Origin of the sequence: Micromonospora sp. RL09-050-HVF-A (assembly GCF_019374995.1) — a bacterium.
Classification (GTDB): Bacteria; Actinomycetota; Actinomycetes; order Mycobacteriales; family Micromonosporaceae; genus Micromonospora; species Micromonospora antibiotica.
The window spans coordinates 4593157-4614088 of sequence record NZ_JAGKQP010000002.1 but is presented as its reverse complement, the minus strand read 5'-3'; the positions used below and the strand labels follow the sequence as shown (position 1 = coordinate 4614088).

The following is a 20932-nucleotide window of genomic DNA, read 5'->3' as shown; positions in this document are numbered from 1 at the left end:
CCGACCGGACGGACGGCATCGGCGGCCGACATGTGATGGAGGAGGCGCACCCATGACGTCCGAGGGCCAGCACCGCCCCGGCCAGGAGCCGGACGAGGTGCCGCCGGGCTCCGGCGGACCGGTGCCGTACGGCGACCGACAGCCGCAGCAGGACCCCGGGTACGGCACCCCCGCCACGCCCGACCTCGGCTGGGCGCCGCCACCCCCCACCGGCCGGGCCAACCCGACCGGTCCGTCCTGGACACCCCCCGCCCCACCGGCGGCCTGGGGTGGCGCGCAGGCTCCGCAACAGTCCGAACCCACCGAGGCGTGGGCCCCGCCGGCCCGGCAGTCACCGCCCACCGAGGCGTGGGCCCCGCCGGCCCGGCAGTCACCGCCCACCGAGGCGTGGACCCCGCCGGCCGGTCCGTCGCAGCCCGCCTGGGCCGGGCAGCCGGAGCAGCCCGCCTGGGCCACCGCGCCCGCACCGGCCGCCGGAAACGCCGAGTCCACTCCGCAGCCCGCGTGGGCACAGTCCGAGCAGCCCGCCCCGGCCTGGGCGCAGTCCGACGCCGGTGCCCGGGGTGCCGCCCGGGTGCCGCAGCCCGACAAGCCGGCGGGCGGTGGCTGGTCCACTCCGGCCGATCCGGCCCCGACCTCGCCCGCCGGCTGGGCGGGCCAGGAAGCCGCGCAGCAGGAAGCAGCCCCCGGCACCAACGGCTGGGGTACCGCGCCCGCGCCACAGCGGGACGAGGCAGCGGGCACCAACGGCTGGCCGGGCGACGCCGCCCGGGGTAACGGCTGGCCGGCCGAGGACCGGGCCGGGGCCGATCCGGCGCGGGGTGGCTGGCCGGCCGACCCGCAGGACGCGCCGGGCAACTCCGGCGGCTGGGCGACCAGTGCTCCGGCGCACCCCGACGAGGTGCACCGCTCCGCCGGTAGGGCCTCGGTGCCCGTACCGGCCCAGCCGGAGCCCACGAACCAGGCGGGGTGGCCGCAGCCGGAGACCGGTGGACACCCGGGCGGCCACGCGTCGCCGGGCACCGCACCGGGTGCCGAGGGCTGGTCCACCGAGGACGACCCGGCCCGCTCCGGCGGCTGGTCCGCCAACCGGTCCGGACCGGACGACACCGGTCGTCCCGGTGACTGGTCGAACGGGTCGCAGGAGGACCGGCAGCCGTCGTGGGGGGCACCGGAAGAGCCCGCCACGGCCCGCTGGGAAGGCCGCCGCGAGCAGCCCGCCCTCGATGCCTGGCCCGCCGGGGCCCCGCCCCGCACCGAACAGGACGACCCGGCACCGGGCCAGGAGTGGCCGGCACCACAGGCCGGCTCCCGTGGTGCCGCCGCCGTACCCTCCCGGGAGGACCACCCGGAGCCCGGGGCCTGGACGCCCCCGGAGTTGCCGGGACGGGCGTCCGCGTCGGTGGCCGCACCCGACGGCCCCCCCGCCTGGGGCGGTGCCGCCGGTGACCACCACCCGCCACAGCGGGCGGGTGTCGAGCGCCCGGTCGTGCCGGACGCCGAGCCGTGGGCGCCCGGGCAGGCGTGGGGCCACCCCGAGCCCGCCGGCCAGCCCGCCGAGGGGGCGTGGGAGCCCCGACGCAACGAGGACCAGCCGATCTACCAGCCAGGGCCGGCCCCCGGCATCTCACCGGCCAACGCGGTGCCGCTCCCGCCGCAGGAGCAGCGCGTCCCCGGGGCGAGCCTGGCCGCCGCGCCGCCCGCCGACTACGTCCCGCCGGCCGCGTTCGGTGGGCCCGCCGAGCAGTCGCCGCACGGCCGTGAGGCAGCGGCCTGGGGTGCGCCGGAGCAGCCGCAGTTGTCGGCCGGTCCGGCACTGCCCGCCCAGCGACTCGCCCCCGAGGCCGAGAGCGCCGGTGCCGGTCGCGCCCAGGTGCCGGCCGCCGACGCCGGGGAGGCCGGTGCTGTCGGCCGGGCCTCCGCCAGCGCCTCGGTGCCCATGGCCAGCCGGGTCGTCCCCCCCAGCGACCAGGGGGCCCGTCCGGGTGGTCCGGTGGTTCCGCAGCCCCGGGTGTACGGGCGACCGGCCCGCCCGGAGCCGGCGGAGGAGACCCCGGAGCACGACGACCACCGGCCCGAGCACGACCCCCGCTTCGCCGACCAGGACCGCGGCCGGTTCGACGGTGCCGAGCAGCCCCGGTTCGACGAGCCGGAACGCCCCCGCTTCGACGACCAGGACCGGACCCGGTTCGACGGTCCGGAGCGGTCCCGCTTCGACGATCAGGACCGGCCGCACGGTTTCGGTGCCGACGCGCCCTCGTCCGCGCCGCCGGCCGCCCCGCCCGCGTTCGGTGGCGGCATCCCGGCCTTCGCCGACCCGGCCGGCAGCAACCGGCCGATGAACGGCACCCGCCCGCACGGGCCGACGGACCGGCCGGCCGAGCCGTACGGTGCCGGCCCGACCAGCGGCGCACCGGCCGGTGCCGCACCGGTGCCGGGGTACGGCCACCCGGCGCACGACCCCGCGCACGGCGGGTACGCCTCCCCGTTCCCGCCCGCCGGTCAGCAGTTCCCGGCCGCCGGTCAGCAGTCCGCACCGGCTGGTCAGCAGTCCGGCACCGCCAGTTGGCCGGCGGAATCGGAGCAGGGGCGTTTCGACGCGTTCAAGCCGGACCCGGAGCCGGAGCAGAAGGCCGAGCAGCCCGCCCCGAAGGTACGCAACGGGCGGGTGCTCGCCCTGGTGCTGATCGTGGCGGTGCTGATCCTGGCCGTCCCGCTGGGCCTGCTGATGCTCCTCGGCAAGATCGGCTCGGACGACGGGCCGGCTCCCTTCAACCCGGCCGTCGGCTCCTGCGTCAAGCAGTCCGGTGAGAACGCGAGTGCGGCGGGCTGCAACGAACCGGGTGCCTTCACGGTGGTGTCCAAGGTGGACGCCAAGGAGAAGTGCACCGATCCGACCCAGCCGCACGTGGTGCTGCCGGGCGGCGGGGTCGACCGGGTGCTCTGCCTGAAGCCGGCCGGCCAGTAACGGCGTACCGACGGGCGGGGCACGGTGGACCGTGCCCCGCCGTCGGTGTTTCGGGCGCTGCGGGCTGGGCAGTCTATGGGGCACAGTGACGTGGCCCGAGGAGGTAACCCCCATGGCAGGCAACGAGAACGAGGTCGACCGCAGCGCTCGCAGCGGCCGGTTCGTCAAGGAGAGCACCACCGAGCGGGACCCCCGGCACACCACCACCGAGCAGGTCGGTGGCGGCGGGGACCAGGAGGTCCACCGCAGCGCGAGCACCGGCCGGTTCGTCACGGAGACCACCGCCGAGCTGCACCCCTCGACGACCGAGACCCAGCACGTCTGACCGACGAGCCAGCACCGCCCTCCGCGCCCGGCGCGGAGGGCGGTGTCATGTCCGGGCGTCGGGTCGTACGCAGGGGGTCCGCGCGCTCGCCAGCACGCTGCGGTTGTCCGCCGCGGTGATGTCGACGGTGACGGACACGCACCCCGGGGTGGTCCGCAGGATGTTGCCGAACACGCTGTACACCTGGCGCTTGACCATGAACGGGTAGTCGAACCGGGTGACCGCCCCGTCGGAGGGGCGGGTGGCCGACAGCCGGACGGTCGACCCGGTCGGGACCCGCTCGGTGGAGACGAACAGCGGCCAGGCGGCCCGGCAGCGCGGCGAGTAGCGCAGCGTCAGGCTCCCGTAGGGCGGCTGTTTCGGGTCGGGGTCCGGGACCGGGACGGTTTCCGCGCTGACCGCGTCGACCTGGCAGCGTTCCTCCTGCGGGTCGGCCCCGTCGGTCGGAGGAGCGGCGGCGGGTGCCGGGAGCGACGTGTCCACGGGTCGCTCGGCCTGCCGGTTCGGGTGGGAGCGCGCGTCGACCAGCAGCGGCACGATCGAGCCGGCGAGGAGCACGGTCAGCCCTGCCGTCGCGGCCAGCGCCCACCGGGGCACCGCCGGCCGTCGCGTCACCGGCCGTCGCGGTGTCGAGTCCCCCGGTGACTCTGCCGTCGCCGGCTGCGACCCCGGCTGCTGCAACCCCGCCGGCTGCGACCCCGCCGGCTCCGGCCCCGGTTGCTGCGGCCCCGAGCCGGCCTCCCGGTGCCAGCGGGCCCGCCAGGCCGCCTCGTCACCGCCGCAGGCCCGGACGAACGCCATGGTCAGCTCCAGCGACGGCAGGCGGGCCCCGGACAGCACACCCGCCAGCGCGGTGTGCGAGTAGTGCGCGGTCGCGGACATCTTCCGGAGCGACGGTTGCCCGGCCTCGCGCCGGAGCCGGGCCAGGTCAGCGACGAATTCGTGGTGCCGGCTCTCGCCGTCGTGATCTCCGCCCTCGCCGTCGTGTCCGCCGCCCTCGCCGTCGTGGTCCCGGGTAACGCCCGCATGATTCCGGCCGTTGTCGTCGTGGTCCCCGGCGTCGGCGGGAACCTGGCCGTCAAGTCGTCCACTTCGCCCCGTCATGGGCCCTCCCCTGCGTGTAAACCCTGGTGTCAACGTGCGTCATGCCAGTGCTTTACAGGCGGGCGTCAGGACAGGATCGACCCCGGAGCAGCCACCCGCCGGATAGGTGCCGCTGAATATGATCTCACGGGGAGTGTCGGCCCCGGCACGCATCCGAACGGCTCGAAATCGCGTTCACCCCGGGGATACCGGACCGCGCGAGTCACCGTCCGACGGGCCCACCGCGCCGATTCCGGGGCGGTGCCGAACTCTCGACAAGGAGAACCGCGTGTATCAGCCGAACGGTACGAATGCCACCGGCGCAGTGCCCCGCCGACTGCCGCGACTCGTGGGGCGGATCCTCACCGCCTGCGCCGTCACGGCGGTGGTCCTGGTGGGCACGGCCGCACCGTCGTTCGCCGGCATCTCCGGTTACAGCGTCGCCGGCACGGGCGGCGCCGGCCTGATGGTGCGCACCAGCCCGTACGACGCGAACGCCGGCTCGGTGGCGCTCCTGGGTGACGGCACCGGGTTCGTCGCCGAGTGTGCGGTACGCGGGCGCAACATCTCCGGCAACACCGTCTGGCACCGGATCAGCTCCCCGGCCAGCGGCTGGATCAGCGACTACTACACCAACACGCCGGGGTTCAACCAGTACCTGGCCGGTGAGCCGGAGTGCACCACCACCCCGCCGCCCACCGGCACCCGCGAGGACCGCGCCATGGCCTGGGCCCGGTCGGTGATCGGCCAGGCGTACACCAACGGGGACCTGGGTGACTCCAACCACCAGTGGGACGGCTGGTGCGACAACTTCGTCGGGCACGCCTACGGTCGGGCGGCCAGCGGCTACGCGTCGGCGATCGTGCACTACAACTCGCTGTACTCGCGCGGCATGATCCGCACCACGGGCACCCCGCCGGCCGGCGCGCTGGTCTTCTACGCCGCCGCGTCGATCAACGGGTACTACGGCCACGTGATGCTCTCCGAGGGCAACGGCAACTACATCACCTCGGCGGCCACCGTCCGCCGCGTCTCGCAGTCCTGGCCCGGTGCGCCGTACCTCGGCTGGTCCTACGCCGACCCGGAGTGGACCGGGCGCTGACGCCCCCACCCTGCCCGGCTCCCCTCCGGTCGTCCGCTGAAAGGATCATGATGCGTCTCCCCCTTCCCACCCCCGCGGCCCGGCGTGCCCTGCGCCTGGCCCTCGGCCTGACGCTGGTCGCCGTCGTCGGCGTCAGCGCCATGCCCACCCCCGCCACCGCCGCACCCGCCACCACCGGCCCGGCCGCCCACGCCGCGAAGGCCCCCGCCCGGCCGACCAGGCCAAGGCAGCTCCCCGTCCCGTCGACCAGGCCAAGCCGGCCAGTGTCGGTGGCCCCGCCACCGGCGCGAAGGCGAACCGGGTGGGCGTCAACGCGGTCGGCATCGACCTGTGCGCCCAGGTCGCGTACGCCGCCGGGTTCCGGAACAACCCGCTGGTCACCGCCGTGGCCGTCGCGATGGCCGAGTCCTCCTGCAACCCGTCGGCGGTCGGCAGCAACGGCCCCACCGCCGGCTGCCCCAACGGTTCGCTGGACCGGGGGCTGTGGCAGATCAACAACTGCTACCACCCCACCGTCAACGACACCTGCGCGTACACCGCCCAGTGCAACGCCAACGCCGCCTACAACATCTCCAGCGGTGGCAGCAACTGGCAGCCCTGGTCGACGTACAACAACGGGGCGTACGCCAGCTATCTGTCCGCCGCGCAGGCCGCCGTGGCCCGCCTCGGCGGGGGCAACCCGCCGGTCGGCGTGACCGGCACGATCCTGGCCAACCCCTCGCTCAACATCCGCACCGGGCCCGGCACCACCTACGGCATCGCCGGTTCCGTCAACTACGGCGCCACGGTGAACATCGCCTGCTACACCTTCGGCGAGTACGTGAGCGGCGGCTACTGGCCGTCGTCCACCTGGGACCGGATCACCAACCCGGCGACGGGCGTGACCGGCTACGTGGCCGACACCTGGGTCAACACCACCTACGACGTCAAGACGATGGTCGGTCGCTGCTGACCGTCCCGTTCGGGGCCGCGCGGGCAGGGCCGACCCTCCCGCGCGGCTCCGTCGTGGCCGCCGTCCCTCCGGCGCGGCGACGACCCACAGCCCCTCCGGGCGCGGCGGCGGCGACCGACACCTCGCCCCTCCGGCGCGGCGGCGGCGACCCATGCCTCACCCCTCCGGGTGAGGGCGGCGACCCATGCCTCGCCCCTCCGGGTGGGGGCGGAGACCCATGCCTCGCCCCTCCGGGCGCGGCGGCGGCGACCCACACCATGTCCGGAGAGCGGTATGCCTGACAGGCATAAATATGACTGACAGGCATACCGGTGTACGCCGGCATCACTCCCCGGCCCTGTAGCGGCCGGCAATCGCGGCTCTCGCTCACGTTCCCGGGGACCGGTCGGTGTTACGGTCGGCGTGGAGCTTTCACATCGACGACGGAGGCCCGATGGGTCAACGAGGATCGTTCCCCTCGGGATTCGCGCGGCGGTTCAACGCCCGGATCATGGCGCTGCGGTCGTCGCCACGCTGGGGGCGGTTCCTCCAGCGACACCTGGCCGTGGTCACCTACACCGGTCGCCGTTCCGGGCGGACGTTCAGCACGCCGGTCGCCTACCGACGGGCCGGCGACGCGGTGGTCATCCGGGTCGCGATGCCCGACGCCAAGCAGTGGTGGCGGAACTTCCTGGGCGCGGGCGGCCCGATCTCGGTGAACCTCGACGGGGTCGACCGGGCCGGGCACGCGGTGGCCCGCCGGGACGACCGGGGCCGGGTCACCGTCACCGTCGACCTGACCCCCTGACGCGGCGGGCCGGCGCGTCGACCGTCCCGACCGACGTCCGGGTCACGATGCCCGGTCCGGCCGGGTATCGACGTGCGTGCCGACCGGGAGCCGGTCGGCTATGCGACCCTCCCTTGTGGTTGGTGACGCCTACACTTGCCGGCCATGGACCCTGTCGCGCTGGCCACGGCGCTGGCAAAGTCGATCATGGCGCAGCTCGGCAAGGAGATCGGCACCGCCGCCGCCAAGGAAATCAAGGCCCGCGTGTGGGGAGACCCGGAACGCAAGGCGTTGGAGCGCGCGTTGCGCCGCGCCCTCACCGAGCTGAACCGGTCGTACGGCGACCGGCTGGCCGAGTTCGACGTCAACGACGGTTTCTGGGTGCACGAGGGCACTCCCGAGCTGACGAAGGTGCTCATCCCCGGTGTGCCGGCCTCGCCGGTGCGGCTGGCGGAACGGGCCGTCGACTCGTTGGGCCCGGCCGCCTCCGACGACGAGCGGTTCGACCGGATCGGCCTGCTGCGGCCGGCGTTCAAGGCCCTGCTCGACGGGCTGGACACCGAGGTACGCCGTGAGGCGGCCCTCCAGGGGATGCTCGGCCGCTCCGATGCCGCGTCGACCGCCCAGGCGACCAGCCGCATCGCCGAGCACCTGGGCGCGGTCGACGCCACCGATGACGACCGGATCGCCTACCTGCGCTGGCTGATCGACCAGCACCGCTACCTGCGTACCGTGGGGGTGGTCCGGAACACCACCGTGCAGCTTCCGTTGGGCGAGGTGTTCGTCGGGTTGCAGGGGCAGCGGGACCGCAATCCCGGCGACCGGGCGCGGGCCTGGTTCGAGCGCGAGCGGGAGCGGCTGGCCGCCCAGGTGGCCGAGGGGACGCTGGACCACACCGGTTTCGAGACCGCCCTCGACCGGTTGCAGACGGAGTACGGCCACCGCTTCGCCACCGAGACCGAACAGCCGGCCAGGCAGCCGGTGCTCGACGCGGCCCGCGACACCGCCCAGTTGCTGGTCCTGGGCGATCCGGGAACGGGCAAGACCACCCTGCTGCGCTACCTGGCGCTGACCCACGCCCGAGCACTCATCGACGGCGAGCAGGTTCAGGGCCGGGACGCACTGTTCCCGATCTACCTCCGCATCGGCGAGTATGCCCGCCAGGGGTTCGCGGAGGTGGGCATCGGCGAGTTCCTGCCCGGCCAGCTCCGCCGCGCGGAGTGCACCCTGCCGGGCCTGCCCGACCTGCTGCGCCGCCAGCTCGACGCCGGCCGCTGCCTGGTGCTGATGGACGGCCTGGACGAGATCGCCTCGGCCGAGCTGCGCCGGGGCGTGGTCACGGCGGTGGTCAACTTCGTGACCGCCCACGCACGGCAGGGCAACCGGTTCGTGGTGACCAGCCGGATCGCCGGCTACCAGGCCGCCCCGCTGCCGGAGCCGTTCCGCGCTGTGCGGCTCCAGGACATGGACGACCCGACGATCAGCCGGTTCCTCGACGTCTACTGCCGCGAGGTCGAGCGCGCCGAAACCCCGGGCCGGTCCGCCGAGGCGACCCGGCTGGCCGGAGCGCGCGAGGCCGCCGCGATCGAACAGGCCCTCAAGACCAACGCCGGGGTACGCCGGCTGGCCGCCAACCCCCTGCTGTTGACCGCGTTGGTGCTGGTGCACCGGGCCAGCGGCCGGCTTCCGCACCGCCGGGTCGAGGCGTACGTGGAGGTGTGCAACGCGCTCGGGCGCACCTGGCGCAGCGCCCAGGGGGTTGCCGAGGCCGACCTGCCCGACGAGCGGATCCTGACCCGGTGGCTGACCGAGCTGGGCTGGTGGATGCACGAGCACCGCCCGGAGGGAGCCGCCACCCGTCGGGAACTACTCGAAGTCCTCGGTCCGTTGTGGGCGACACACCAGGGCATTAGGTGGGATCCGCGCCTCTTGGAGACTGCCGACCCGCTGGGCACCGACGCCGGATTGGGGGTGACTGAGTTCGTCGACAAGGCCGACACGCACACCGGCCTGCTGGTCGAACGTGCTCCCGGCCGGTACGGGTTCGCCCACCTGACCTTCGAGGAGTACTACGCCGGCCGGGCGTTGGCATTCCGCGGCTCGGCCACCGACCGGATCAGCGAGATCCGCCGCCGGCTGCACGACCCCCGCTACGAGGAGCCGATCCTGCTCGCGCTCGGCCTGATCGGCACCGACTACGTCGAGCAGATCGACGACGTGGTGGCGAAGGCGATCTATCCAGCCGAAGGCAACCCCAGCCCGTACGAGGAACTGCTGGGCCGGGACTTCCTGTTCATGCTCCGGGTCCTGGCCGACGACACACCCCTGAAGACCGCGACCATCGACGCTGTGATCGGCCAGGCGGTCGACGAGTGGCTGGACCAGGAACACAGCCGGTGCCGTTTCTCCGCCTATCTGGCCGCCCTGAGGGAGCGGTTGGCCGCACTGGGCGGCACCAAGGCTGCTGATCGATTCCGCGCCGCCCTGGACAGTCGTGCCGTCCCGTCGGGTGACACCACCCTGCTGCGGTGGTGCCAACTTGCGGTCATCGCAGCCCGGCTCGGCGCGCTCAGCGAACCCAGCACCACCGCTCTGACCACACTCGCCACCACCCGCACCCACTGGCGCGTGCAGATCGAGGCGTTCCGGGCGCTGGCCGAAGCCGACGCACTCACCGAACCCGCCATCGCCGCGCTGACCACACTCGCCACCACCCACATCCACTCACGCTTACAGATCGAAGTGATCCGGGTGCTTACCGAAGGCGGTGCACTCGCCGAACCCACCACCACCGCTCTGACCGCCCTCGCTACCACCCACACCGACCCTTATGTGCAGATCCGGGCAATCCGGGCGCTGACCGACGGTGCCGCACTCACCGAGCCCGTTACGACCACGCTGACCACCCTCGCGGCCACCCACACCGACCCAGAGGTACAGATCGAAGCGATCCGAGCGCTGACCGCAACCGCCACACTCACCGAGCCCGTTACCACCACGCTGACCACCCTCGCCACCACCCACACCGACCCAGAGGTACAGATCGAAGCGATCCGAGCGCTGACCGCAACCGCCACACTCACCGAACCCACCACCACCACCCTGGCCACCCTCGCCACCACCCACACCAACCCGTACGTACAGATCGAGGCGATCCGGGCGCTGACCGAAGCAGGCGCACTCACCGAACCCGTCACCACCGCGCTGGCCACCCTCGCCACCGCCCCCACCAACCCGTACGTACAGATCATGGCGATTCGAGCACTAGCCGAAGCAGGCGCACTCACCGAACCCGCCAGAACAACACTGGCCACCTTCGCCACCACCCACACCAACCCGGCTGTACAGATCGAGGCGATCCGGGCGCTGACCGAAGCAGGCGCACTCACCGACCCCGCCGTCACCGCGATAACCGATCTCGCCACCACTCACACCAACCCAGATGTACAGGTCGAGGCGATCCGAGCACTGGCCGAAGTCGGCACACTCACCGAATCGACCACTGCCGCATTGATCACCATCATCGCCATGGACTTTTCAAGGCAAACAATGGCTAAAGCAGTCCGGGCGCTGCGCCAAGCAACGGCCTCAAAAAAACTCCAAGGTGCGCTTCTGCCTTTATTGGCCAATAGAGATGACGCTGTGCGCCGAGAGGCAAAGGGAACATTGATCGATTTTTCCCGCCGCCATCCGCAACTAGCGCCCGATCTCCTACCGGAACTGGCCAAAGCATGCAGTCATGACGCGTGGGGAAGAGCCTTAATAAGGGACGAAGCGTATGAAACCCTTCGAGCCTACGCCGAAACAGCCTCTCCCTCAATCGGCGAACAATGAGCGGCTTGGACAGCCAGCCAGCACGTGCACGTCAGCCCTCGCCCTGACAGCACAGCCGCTCAATCGCACCGGGCGCAACGGTACTGGACCGATCAGGCCCACTCAGGGAGCCGGCAGACGAATGCTCACTAGGCCGCCGGGGCGAAGACGAGAGCAGGGCCGTTCGGATCCTTGCCGTCTCGCACGCCGACCGCATCGCCCAGATCCCCGGTAACATCGACGCATGCGCCGCCATTGGTGGACGAGCGGGACGACTTCCACCATTTGGCACCGGTCAGGTCCATGTCCTCGTTACTTCCGTGAGAAGGTCCAGGGTCAGGCCCAGCGGCAACGCTTCACCTCGGATAGCGTCCCATGACATACCAAGGTCAGCAATCAGTTCAGCCTGCCCGATGACACCTGTCGGCTACGGTCCGCTCTGGAGCCCCGGACGGGCACCGACAGCAGAAACCTGGCGTACAGGTCCGCCACCGGCACCGTCGGAAGATCATCCACTGCCGTCACGAAGAGGCGCGCCAGGTATCTCTGGGTTGTCCACAGATCGCCCGCCGCGAGGGTCTTTTGCGCCTCGGGACACGGATACGGCTGCTGGCATGCCCCGCAGCACCACGCCGGACGCTGCGGCCGGTGGGCGGTCACCAGTGCCGCCCCACGTTGGCGCGATGCGCCTGACCCCGCGTCGGCCAAGGTCCCCGGCCAGGCTGCGGGTAGGTGTGGGTCGGCTCGTTCGCCCATCCCGGGCGCAGAGGAAGCGGCTCGGCCGGCTCCGGGCTCCGCAGGCGATCCGGGCAGTGCCGCCACCGAAGGCCGCAGATGCAGGCGCGGGACCATCGGCGGCGACGGTGGACGAGATCAGAAGGTATCGGCTCCGTTGCTCTGCGTAGAGGCATAGGCTCAACATTGGCGGACCAGTAGGCAGGTCGTCAACCCCCTCGGTGACAGGTTGCCTACCTGCGTCACCGGATGGTCCGACCGTGCGTGTGATGGCCCTCTCGGAGGTCGCCGACTATCTCGGCGTCTCCCGCCAGCGCGCCGCGATCCTGGTCGACCGCCCGGACTTTCCGGCCCCAATCGACACCCTGACCGTCGGCCGGATCTGGGATGCGGTCGAGGTCCGTGCCTACGCCGCGAAGCGACGAGAGCGCAACGAAGGCGGCTCGGGCTAGAAAGCTCGGTCGGCGGCCGGCCTGACCGTCGTCCGGGTCACGATGCCCGGCCCGGCCCGGGGCGACGTGGCAGGCTGACAGGCATGGGAACGACACCGCGCGTACGGGCCCCGGAACTGCGGGGCAGGCAGTGGCTCAACACCGGTGGGCGGGAGCTGAGGCTCGCCGACCTGCGGGGAAAGATCATTCTGCTCGATTTTTGGACCTTCTGCTGCATCAACTGCCTGCACGTGCTCGACGAGTTGCGCCCGCTTGAGGAGAAGTACGCCGACGTGCTCGTCGTCGTCGGGGTGCACTCGCCGAAGTTCGAGCACGAGAAGGACCCGGCCGCGCTGGCCGCCGCCGTCGAGCGGTACGGCGTGCACCACCCGGTGCTCGACGACCCCGAGCTGGACATGTGGCAGCAGTACGCGGCGAAGGCGTGGCCCACCCTGGCGGTGGTCGACCCGGAGGGTTACGTGGTCGCCACGATGGCCGGCGAGGGACACGCCGAGGGGCTGATCCGGCTGCTCGACGACCTGATCGCCACCCATGAGGCCAAGGGCACCCTGCACCGGGGCGACGGGCCGTACGTGCCGCCGACGCCGCCGGACACGACGCTGCGCTTCCCCGGCAAGGCCGTGCTGCGCGACGGCGGAAACCTGCTGGTCTCCGACTCGGCCCGGCACAGCCTGGTCGAGTTGGCCCCCGACGGCGAGACGCTGATCCGGCGGATCGGCTCCGGTGAGCGGGGTCGGGTCGACGGGCCGGCCGGCTCGGCGGGCTTCGCCGAGCCGCAGGGGCTCTGCCTGCTGCCCGCGCACGCCGCCGAGGTCGCCGGCTACGACCTGCTGGTCGCCGACACCGTCAACCACCTGCTGCGCGGCGTACGCCTGGACACCGGCGAGGTGACCACTGTCGCCGGCACCGGCCGGCAGTGGCGCTCCACGGTCGACGACCACGCCCACGACGCGCTCTCCGTCGACCTCTCCTCCCCCTGGGACCTGGCCTGGTACGACGACAAGGTCATCGTGGCGATGGCCGGCATCCACCAGCTCTGGTGGTTCGACCCGATCAAGCGGACCGCCGGCATGTGGGCCGGCACCACCGTCGAGGCGCTGCGCGACGGCCCGCTGCCCGAGGCGTGGCTGGCCCAGCCGTCCGGCCTGTCGGTCTCCGCCGACGGCACCCGGCTGTGGGTGGCCGACAGCGAGACCAGCGCGATCCGTTTCGTGCAGGACGGCGTCCTCGGCACCGCCGTCGGGCAGGGGTTGTTCGACTTCGGGCACGTGGACGGGCCGGCCGACCGGGCGTTGCTCCAGCATCCGCTGGGGGTGTGCGCGCTGCCTGACTCCTCGGTGCTGATCGCCGACACCTACAACGGCGCGGTACGCCGCTTCGACCCGGCGACCGGCCAGGTCGCCACGGTGGCCGACGGGCTGGCCGAGCCGAGCGATCTGGTGCTCACCGCCGACGGCGGGGTGCTGGTGGTGGAGTCGGCCGCGCACCGGTTGACCCGGCTCGCCCCGGGCGCGTTGACCGCAGCCGGGGCGGACACCGTGGACGGTCCCCGGCACCGGCTGGAACGCAAACCGACGGACGTCGCGCCCGGCGAGGTGACCCTCGACGTGATCTTCACGCCGGCGCCGGGACAGAAGCTGGACGAGACGTACGGGCCGTCGACCCGGCTGGTCGTCTCGGCCTCACCGCCGGAGCTGCTGGTCGAGGGGGCCGGCACCGGCACCGAGTTGTCCCGCCGGCTGGTGATCGACCCGGCCGTACCGCAGGGGGTGCTCCAGGTGACCGCCCAGGCCGCCACCTGCGACGCCGACGTCGAGCACGCCGCCTGCCACCTGACCCGGCAGGACTGGGGCGTCCCGGTGCGGGTCGTCGACGACGGCGCGACCCGGGTCCCGCTGGTGCTGCGCGGCCTGGACACCTGAGCGCCCGCCCGGTCGGCACCGCGCCGGGCGGGCGGGCGGGAGCACCGGACCCGCGCCGGGCCAGCAGGCGACCGGGGACGGTTCTCAGGCGAACGGGGTGAGGGTGACCCCGGCGTCGATCAGCGCGGCCCGCACCAGGGCGGCCGAGGCGACCGCGCCGGGGCTGTCCCCGTGCAGGCAGATCGAGGCGACCGGGCAGGGCACGACGGTCCCGTCGACCGCCACCACCGTCTGCTCGGTGGCCATCCGGACCGCCCGGACGGCCACCTCCTCCGGGTCGGTGACCAGCGCGCCCGGCGCGGTACGCGGCACCAGCGCCCCGTTGGGCAGGTAACCCCGGTCGGCGAAGCCTTCGGGGACCGCCCGCAGGCCCGCGCCGACGGCGAGCTGGGCGAGGGTGGAGCCGGGCGCGCAGAGGATCGGCAGTTCGTGATCCCACCCGCTCACGGCCGCGACCAGGGCGGCAGCCTGCACCTCGTCGGTGGCCGCCGCGTGGTAGAGCGCGCCGTGCGGTTTGAGGTAGCGGACCCGGGTGCGGGACGGTCGGCAGAACGCGTCGAGCGCCCCGAGCTGGTAGGTGACGTCGTCGCGCAGCTCGTCGAAGCCGTACGCGATGTGCCGGCGGCCGAAGCCGGCCAGGTCCCGGTAGCCGACCTGCGCGCCGACGGCGACGCCGCGTTCGGCGGCGGCGGCGCAGACCCGCCGCATGGTCGACGGGTCGCCGCCGTGGAAGCCGCACGCTACGTTGGCGGAGGTGACCAGGTCGAGCAGCGCCTCGTCGTCGCCGAGCCGCCAGATGCCGAATCCCTCGCCGAGGTCAGCGTTGAGGTCCATGGAATCTCACCGTAGTCCCCGGTCGGGCCTGCGCGAGCCCGGTCACGTCGTCCACCACCCCGATCACCGGGTACCCGCCGGTGGTCGGATGGTCGGCCAGGAAGATCAACGGCTGGCCGTCGGCGGGCACCTGCACCGCGCCGAGCACCACGCCCTCACTCGGCAGCTCCCCGGCCACCGCGCGGGGCAGCGCCGCGCCGACAAGTCGCGCACCGACCCGGTCACTCACCGGACTCACCGTGTACGCCGTGCCGAGCAGCGACGCCAGCGCGTCGGCGGTGAACCAGTCGGCGCGTGGGCCGGGGCGCAGGGTCAGCCACAGCTCGTCCGGCACCGGCCGGCCGACGGTGAAGTCCACCGGGGCGGGTGGCCCGGCCGGCGGGCCGAGCGGGAGCCGGTCGCCGTCGCCGACCGGGGGTGGGCCGAGGCCGGAGAGGGTGTCGGTGGACCGGCTGCCGAGCACCGGGTCGACGGCGATCCCCCCGTCGACCGCGAGCCAGTTGCGCAGCCCGTGCCGGGGCGACCCGATCCGCAGCACCGCCCCCGCCGGCACCGCCAACGGCCGGCCCACGTCGCCGGGGCGGCCGTCGACCCGGACGTCGACGTCGGCCCCGGTCACCGCGACCGTGCCGGCCCGGGTCAGCCGCAGCTCACCGCCGCCGAGGGTCAACTCCAGACCGGCGGCGTCCGCCGGGTTGCCGACCAGCCGGTTCGCCAGCGCCAGCGCCGCCGGATCCAGCGCCCCCGACCGGGGTACGCCGAGATGCGCCCACCCGGGCCGCCCCAGATCCTGCACGGTGGTACGCGGTCCCGCCCGGCGCACCTCGATCACCCCACGGGTCGGCCCGGATGGCTGCTCCGCCCGGCGCACCCCGATCGCCCCGCCCCCGGTCGGCCCGCCCCCGGCCGGCCCGGTTGGCTGCTCCGGCTGCTCCGCTCGACTCGTCCCGGTCATGCCGGCACCGGCCGGGGCCGGGGACCGCCGGTCACCCGGTCACCAGCCGGACCCGGGTGCCGGGGGTGAGGGTGGCCGGTGGGTCGGCGGCCACGTCGAAGAGGGTGAGCGTGGTCCGCCCCACCAGCAGCCAGCCACCCGGCGAGGCGGTCGGGTAGATCCCCGCGTACGGGCCGGCCAGGGCCACCGAGCCGGCGGGCACCCGGGGGCGCGGGGTGGGCAGCCGGGGCACCGCGTACTGCGGGGGGAGGCCGGTCAGGTAGCCGAAGCCGGGGGCGAAGCCGCAGAACGCCACCCGGAAGTCGGTGTCCCGCAGGCGTTGCACCACCTGGGGAACGGTCAGTCGCCAGTGCGCGGCGACCAGGGGCAGGTCTTCACCGTCGTACACGGTGGGAACGTCGACGGTGCCGGCGTCGGCTGTGGTGGTGACCGGGTCGGGGGTCCAGCCGGCGATCCGGGTGGCCGTCGACTCCGGGTCGGGCACCCCGTCGAGCAGGACGGTGCCGGCCGCCGGGACGATCTCGGCGGCGTCCAGCTCACCGGCGGCGCGGCGTCGCCACAGCTCGGCCCGCCACCGTTCCACCTGGCCGGGGTCGTCACAGTCGAGCAGGAGGGCGTGCCGGCCCACGGGTCGGATGCGCATCCCGCCATACTCCCCGATCGATGTGCCGTCCAGGGTCGCTAGACTCGACAGGTCTGGTGACGGGTCGCACTACCTAGAAGTAACCTACGGTGCCGTAACCTGATTCCGTGACCACCTCCGCACCGCTTCGACTCAAGCCTGTCGACATCGGTAAGCCCCGGATGCGCGGCTGGCTGCACACCTACGCGTTCTTTGTCGCGCTCGTCTGCGGCACCGTGCTCTGCGCCGTCGCGGCCACCCGTCCCGGCTGGGCGCCCCTGGTCAGCTGCCTGATCTACAGCGTCACCGTCTGCGGCCTCTTCGGCACCAGCGCCCTCTACCACCGCCGGGTGTGGTCGGAGCGCGGCTACCAGATCATGCGCCGGATGGACCACTCGATGATCTTCGTGTTCATCGCCGGCACCTACACACCGCTCTGTGCGCTGCTGCTCGACCGGCGGATGGCCACCCTGATGCTCGGCCTGGTCTGGGGTGGGGCGTTGGCCGGCGTGGCCGTCAAACTGATCTGGCCGCACGCTCCGCGCTGGGTCTCCGCCCCGCTCTACCTGGCCCTCGGCTGGGTGTCGGTGGCGATCCTCCCGCAGATCCTGCGCCAGGGCGGGGTCACCGTGCTGGTGCTGCTCGCCGCCGGTGGGGCGATGTACAGCATCGGCGCGGTCTTCTACGCGCTGCGGCGGCCCAACCCCTGGCCCACCGTCTTCGGCCACCACGAGTTCTTCCACGCCTGCACCCTGCTCGCCGCCCTCTGTCACCACATCGCGATCTACTTCGCCCTCTTCACCTGATCACCCGTCTCCGGCCGGTCCGGGGGCAGTCGCGCCGGCCGCGCGGCAAGCCGGAGCCGGCCTGAGCAGGGAACAGTTCAGGGGCCCCGCGCCGTTGCGGGGCCCCTGAGATCATGTGGTGCGGTGCGGTCAGACCGGGTAACCCGGGCCGCGCGCCTCGCGGTACTCCTCGCGTACCACCTGGCCGCCCTGCACCGGCACGACCCGGTCGGCGACGACCTGGTCCTGACGCACGGCGGTGGTCACCACCGCCCGGCGACGGCTGTTCCAGAAGAAGAGGGTGGTCAGCAGCCCGACGAGGCCGGCGAGCATCAGCACCCAGCCCACCACGTCGAGGTTGAGCCATCCCAGATCGGCGTCGACGGCGAACGCGAAGATCGCACCCACCGCGATGAGGAAGATGCTGGCACCGATGCCCATGACGTCGCCTCCTTGGCTGTCAGCTGGCGTTACCCACCCGCCACGGCCATCGAGGGCATCGATGAGCGAGTGGCCCCACTGACATACCCAGGCGACACTCGCGTCAATCAGGCAAGCTGGAGGAATGACGGACGGCGAGGCCGAGACACGGACACTGGTGCTGCTGCGGCACGCCAAGGCCGAACAGCCCGGGAGCGGCTCCGACGTCGACCGGCGACTGACCGCACGCGGGCACGCCGACGCCGCCGCCGCCGGGGCGTGGCTGGCCGGGCAGGGTCTCCTCCCCGACGTGGTGATCTGCTCGGCGGCCCGCCGGACCATGCAGACCTGGCACGACGTGGCGCTGGGCATGACCGGGGTCCCGCCGGAGGGTGGCCCGGCGGGGACAGCACCGGTGGTGCGGTACGCCGCCGCCGCGTACGAGGCGCACCCGGACGACCTGCTCGACCTGGTGCGGATGGTCGAGCCGGAGGCCCACACGGTCCTGCTCGTCGCCCACAACCCGGGCATCTCGCTGCTGTCGGTGCTCCTCGACCCGGAAGGGGCCGACCGGGAAGGGTTGCGTACCACCGGTCTGGTGGTGCACCGGGCGGCAGCCCCGTGGGCGGAGTTGACACCGGGCGACACCCCGGTCGTCGACCGGCACACCGCCCGCGGCTGACCCGACCCACCCGCCGGGCAGCCCGGCTCTGGTGACGTCGTCCTGCGCGCGGCCGGTCAGCGGCCGGTGTCGTCCAGCGGGGCGGACGGTCAGGACGGGGGTGCGGTGGGCGGCGGCGGATCGGGCGGCGGCGGCATCATCGCGGTCGGGTGGGAGAGCCGGTTCTCCTCCACGATGAGCGTGCGCGCCCGCTTGCGCCGGTCCTGCCAGAACCAGAGCGTGGTGAGCAGCACGGCCAGGCCGGCCAGGATGAAGACCCAGCCGACGGCGCGCAGGTTGATCCACCAGACGTCGGCCCGGATGGCGAACGTCATGATCGCGCCGAGCGCGATGAGAAAGATGCCGCTACCAATGCCCATGTGCGCTGCACTCCCCCGTGCGGTGGCCGTTGGGCGTGCCCTGACGTGGTCCGCGCGGGTTACCCGCCCAGCAGCCCTCCTACCGGGATCGCACCCGGCAAATCTGGCCCCTCTCCCGACCGCTTCCCGCACGCCTCAAGGGGTGGCGCTGTCCCGATCCTCATGGTCGACGCAGAAGGGCCGATGTGGTGATGTCCGGACGTCCCGGACACCGCCACATCGGCCCCATGCGCGTCACCCGCCGAATCCGGCCGGCTCGACCCGGTCGGGACCGGCGGTCAGTTCAGAAGGCCTCCTCGGGGATGTCCATGATGTCCAGGTCGGCGCCTTCGATGATCCGGCGGTCGGCGCCGATGCGGGGCAGCACCTCACGGGCGAAGAACCGGGCGGCGGCCACCTTGCCGGTGTAGAACGCCTGGTCGGTGGTGGAGACCTCACCGGCCAGCGCCTTCAGCGCCACGTCGGCCTGCTTCTGGAGCAGCCACCCGACGACCAGGTCACCGAGGGCGAGCAGGAAGCGGCGGCTGCTCAGGCCGACCTTGTAGAGGCTGCGGGTGTCGCCGCCCTGGGCTTCACCGAGCCAACCGGTCAGCACGACGAGGATGTTCTGGATCTCGGCGAGCGCCCGACCGAGCGCCTGCCGCTCCTCCTTGAGCTGCCCGTTGCCGGCCTCGGTGCTGATGAACTCCTGGATCTCACCGGCGACCGAGGTGAGCGCCCTGCCGTTGTCCCGGACGATCTTCCGGAAGATCAGGTCGAGGCTCTGGATCGCGGTGGTGCCCTCGTACAGGGTGTCGATCTTGGCGTCCCGGACGTACTGCTCCAGCGGGTAGTCCTGGAGGAAGCCGGAGCCACCGTAGGTCTGGAGCGACTCGTGACCGAGCAGCTCGTAGGCCCGCTCGGAGCCGACGCCCTTGACCAGCGGCAGGAGCAGGTCGTTGACCCGCCTGGCCAGCTTGGTGGCCGGTTCGTCGCCGGCCGCCTCGGCGATCGCGATCTTGTCCTGCCAGGTGGCGGTGTAGCAGACCAGCGCCCGCAGCCCCTCGGCGTACGACTTCTGCATCAGCAGCGAACGGCGCACGTCCGGGTGGTGGGTGATGGTGACCCGGGGCGCGGCCTTGTCGGCCTGCTGGGTCAGGTCGGCGCCCTGCACCCGGTTCTTCGCGTACTCCAGGGCGTTGAGGTAGCCGGTGGACAGAGTGGCGATCGCCTTGGTGCCGACCATCATCCGGGCATACTCGATGATCATGAACATCTGCCGGATGCCGTCGTGCTTCTCGCCCAGCAGCCAACCCTTGGCCGGTACGCCGTGCTCGCCGAAGGTCAGCTCGCAGGTGTTGGAGACCTTGATGCCCATCTTGTGCTCGACGTTGGTGGCGTAGACGCCGTTGCGCTCGCCCAGCTCGCCGGTCTCGGCGTCGAAGTGGAACTTCGGCACGACGAACAGGGACAGCCCCTTGGTGCCCGGGCCGCCGACGCCCTCGACGCCGACCGGACGGGCCAGCACGTAGTGGACGATGTTGTCGCTCAGGTCGTGCTCGCCGGAGGTGATGAAGCGCTTCACGCCCTCGATGTGCCAGGAGCCGTCCGGCTGCCGGACGGCACGGGCCCGGCCGGCGCCGACGTCCGAGCCGGCGTCCGGCTCGGTGAGCACCATGGTGGAGGCCCACTGCTGGTCGATGAAGAGCTTGGCCCACTTCTTCTGCTCGTCGGTGCCCTCGACCTCCAGCACGTGCGCGAAGGACGGGCCGGAGGCGTACATCCAGACGGGCGCGTTGGCGCCGAGCACCAGCTCGGCGAGCGACCACCAGAGCGCGCGCGGGGCGCTGCTGCCGCCGAGGGACTCGGGGAGGTCCAGCCGCCAGAACTCGGAGTCCATGAACGCCTGGTAGGACTTCTTGAACGACTCCGGCAGCGGTGCGGTGTGCGTCGCGGGGTCGAAGACCGGTGGGTTGCGGTCGCTGTCCTGGTAGCTGGCCGCGAGGTCCTCACGGGCCAGGCGGTCGACCTCGGAGAGGAAGCTGCGGGCGGTGTCGACGTCCAGGTCCGTGTACGGCTCCTGGCCGAACGTCCGGTCCGCCCCGAAGACCTCGAACAGGTTGAACTCAAGGTCCCGAAGGTTGCTCTTGTAGTGGGTCATGCTCACTGGCCCCGCTT

The 20932-nt window shown here is 72.7% G+C and carries 18 protein-coding genes; 10 read left to right on the top strand and 8 right to left on the bottom strand.

What is annotated here, in order from left to right:
• Positions 1 to 52 precede the first annotated feature (52 nt).
• Together J7462_RS20300 and J7462_RS20295 are read left to right on the top strand one after the other, a co-directional pair.
• Positions 53 to 2968 (top strand): hypothetical protein, encoded by a 2916-nt coding sequence (locus J7462_RS20300; RefSeq protein ID WP_219465502.1) that lies wholly within the window; start codon positions 53 to 55, stop codon positions 2966 to 2968.
• A gap of 112 nt (positions 2969 to 3080) precedes the next feature.
• Positions 3081 to 3293 (top strand): hypothetical protein, encoded by a 213-nt coding sequence (locus tag J7462_RS20295; protein ID WP_208565277.1) that lies wholly within the window; start codon positions 3081 to 3083, stop codon positions 3291 to 3293.
• Positions 3294 to 3338: 45 nt separating this feature from the next.
• On the opposite strand, the gene J7462_RS20290 is transcribed toward J7462_RS20295, so the two are convergent.
• On the bottom strand, positions 3339 to 4397 hold the full coding sequence (locus J7462_RS20290; protein ID WP_219465501.1) for a DUF2690 domain-containing protein: 1059 nt from the start codon (positions 4395 to 4397) through the stop codon (positions 3339 to 3341).
• A gap of 268 nt (positions 4398 to 4665) precedes the next feature.
• On the opposite strand from J7462_RS20290, the gene J7462_RS20285 reads away from it, so the two are divergent.
• From J7462_RS20285 to J7462_RS20270, 4 genes are all read left to right on the top strand, one after another.
• Positions 4666 to 5478 (top strand): hypothetical protein, encoded by an 813-nt coding sequence (locus J7462_RS20285; protein ID WP_219465500.1) that lies wholly within the window; start codon positions 4666 to 4668, stop codon positions 5476 to 5478.
• A gap of 301 nt (positions 5479 to 5779) precedes the next feature.
• A complete protein-coding gene (locus J7462_RS20280; protein ID WP_219465499.1) occupies positions 5780 to 6430 on the top strand; it encodes a transglycosylase SLT domain-containing protein in 651 nt (216 codons plus the stop codon).
• A 433-nt stretch (positions 6431 to 6863) separates the two neighbouring features.
• A complete protein-coding gene (locus J7462_RS20275) occupies positions 6864 to 7217 on the top strand; it encodes a nitroreductase/quinone reductase family protein (protein WP_219465498.1) in 354 nt (117 codons plus the stop codon).
• A gap of 144 nt (positions 7218 to 7361) precedes the next feature.
• Positions 7362 to 11030, top strand: a complete 3669-nt coding sequence (locus J7462_RS20270) for a HEAT repeat domain-containing protein (protein WP_219465497.1) — start codon at positions 7362 to 7364, stop codon at positions 11028 to 11030.
• Between the two features lie 128 nt (positions 11031 to 11158).
• On the opposite strand, the gene J7462_RS20265 is transcribed toward J7462_RS20270, so the two are convergent.
• Complete coding sequence (locus J7462_RS20265) at positions 11159 to 11314, bottom strand: DUF397 domain-containing protein (protein ID WP_219465495.1); 156 nt, start codon at positions 11312 to 11314, stop codon at positions 11159 to 11161.
• A gap of 699 nt (positions 11315 to 12013) precedes the next feature.
• On the opposite strand from J7462_RS20265, the gene J7462_RS20260 reads away from it, so the two are divergent.
• Together J7462_RS20260 and J7462_RS20255 are read left to right on the top strand one after the other, a co-directional pair.
• Complete coding sequence (locus J7462_RS20260; RefSeq protein WP_255597809.1) at positions 12014 to 12196, top strand: AlpA family transcriptional regulator; 183 nt, start codon at positions 12014 to 12016, stop codon at positions 12194 to 12196.
• An 83-nt stretch (positions 12197 to 12279) separates the two neighbouring features.
• On the top strand, positions 12280 to 14118 hold the full coding sequence (locus J7462_RS20255; RefSeq protein WP_219465490.1) for an NHL domain-containing thioredoxin family protein: 1839 nt from the start codon (positions 12280 to 12282) through the stop codon (positions 14116 to 14118).
• Between the two features lie 84 nt (positions 14119 to 14202).
• Here the strand turns inward: J7462_RS20255 and J7462_RS20250 are convergent, their stop codons facing one another.
• The 3 genes from J7462_RS20250 to J7462_RS20240 are packed head-to-tail and all read right to left on the bottom strand — an operon-like array spanning position 14203 to position 16550.
• Positions 14203 to 14952, bottom strand: a complete 750-nt coding sequence (locus J7462_RS20250; RefSeq protein WP_219465488.1) for a LamB/YcsF family protein — start codon at positions 14950 to 14952, stop codon at positions 14203 to 14205.
• Positions 14936 to 15907 (bottom strand): biotin-dependent carboxyltransferase family protein, encoded by a 972-nt coding sequence (locus J7462_RS20245; RefSeq protein WP_219465486.1) that lies wholly within the window; start codon positions 15905 to 15907, stop codon positions 14936 to 14938. Before J7462_RS20245 ends, J7462_RS20250 begins: the two co-directional genes overlap by 17 nt.
• 31 nt (positions 15908 to 15938) lie before the next feature.
• Positions 15939 to 16550, bottom strand: a complete 612-nt coding sequence (locus J7462_RS20240) for an allophanate hydrolase subunit 1 (RefSeq protein ID WP_219465485.1) — start codon at positions 16548 to 16550, stop codon at positions 15939 to 15941.
• 107 nt (positions 16551 to 16657) lie between these two features.
• Here J7462_RS20240 and J7462_RS20235 point away from each other — a divergent pair, with 107 nt between their 5' ends.
• The gene (locus tag J7462_RS20235) at positions 16658 to 17335 is read left to right on the top strand and encodes a hemolysin III family protein (protein WP_219465483.1); all 678 of its coding nucleotides are present in this window, start codon (positions 16658 to 16660) and stop codon (positions 17333 to 17335) included.
• 129 nt (positions 17336 to 17464) lie between these two features.
• On the opposite strand, the gene J7462_RS20230 is transcribed toward J7462_RS20235, so the two are convergent.
• Positions 17465 to 17755 (bottom strand): DUF6458 family protein, encoded by a 291-nt coding sequence (locus J7462_RS20230; RefSeq protein WP_208565265.1) that lies wholly within the window; start codon positions 17753 to 17755, stop codon positions 17465 to 17467.
• Between the two features lie 124 nt (positions 17756 to 17879).
• Here J7462_RS20230 and J7462_RS20225 point away from each other — a divergent pair, with 124 nt between their 5' ends.
• Positions 17880 to 18416, top strand: coding sequence for a histidine phosphatase family protein (locus J7462_RS20225; protein ID WP_219465481.1), 537 nt, complete (start codon positions 17880 to 17882; stop codon positions 18414 to 18416).
• An 89-nt stretch (positions 18417 to 18505) separates the two neighbouring features.
• Here J7462_RS20225 and J7462_RS20220 read toward each other — a convergent pair whose 3' ends face one another.
• Together J7462_RS20220 and J7462_RS20215 are read right to left on the bottom strand one after the other, a co-directional pair.
• Positions 18506 to 18775: a DUF6458 family protein gene (locus tag J7462_RS20220; RefSeq protein ID WP_091253403.1), complete on the bottom strand. Its 270-nt coding sequence runs from the start codon at positions 18773 to 18775 to the stop codon at positions 18506 to 18508.
• Between the two features lie 283 nt (positions 18776 to 19058).
• Entirely contained in the window at positions 19059 to 20915 is a 1857-nt protein-coding gene (locus J7462_RS20215) for an acyl-CoA dehydrogenase (RefSeq protein ID WP_219470507.1), read from the bottom strand.
• Between the last annotated feature and the right edge of the window lie 17 nt (positions 20916 to 20932).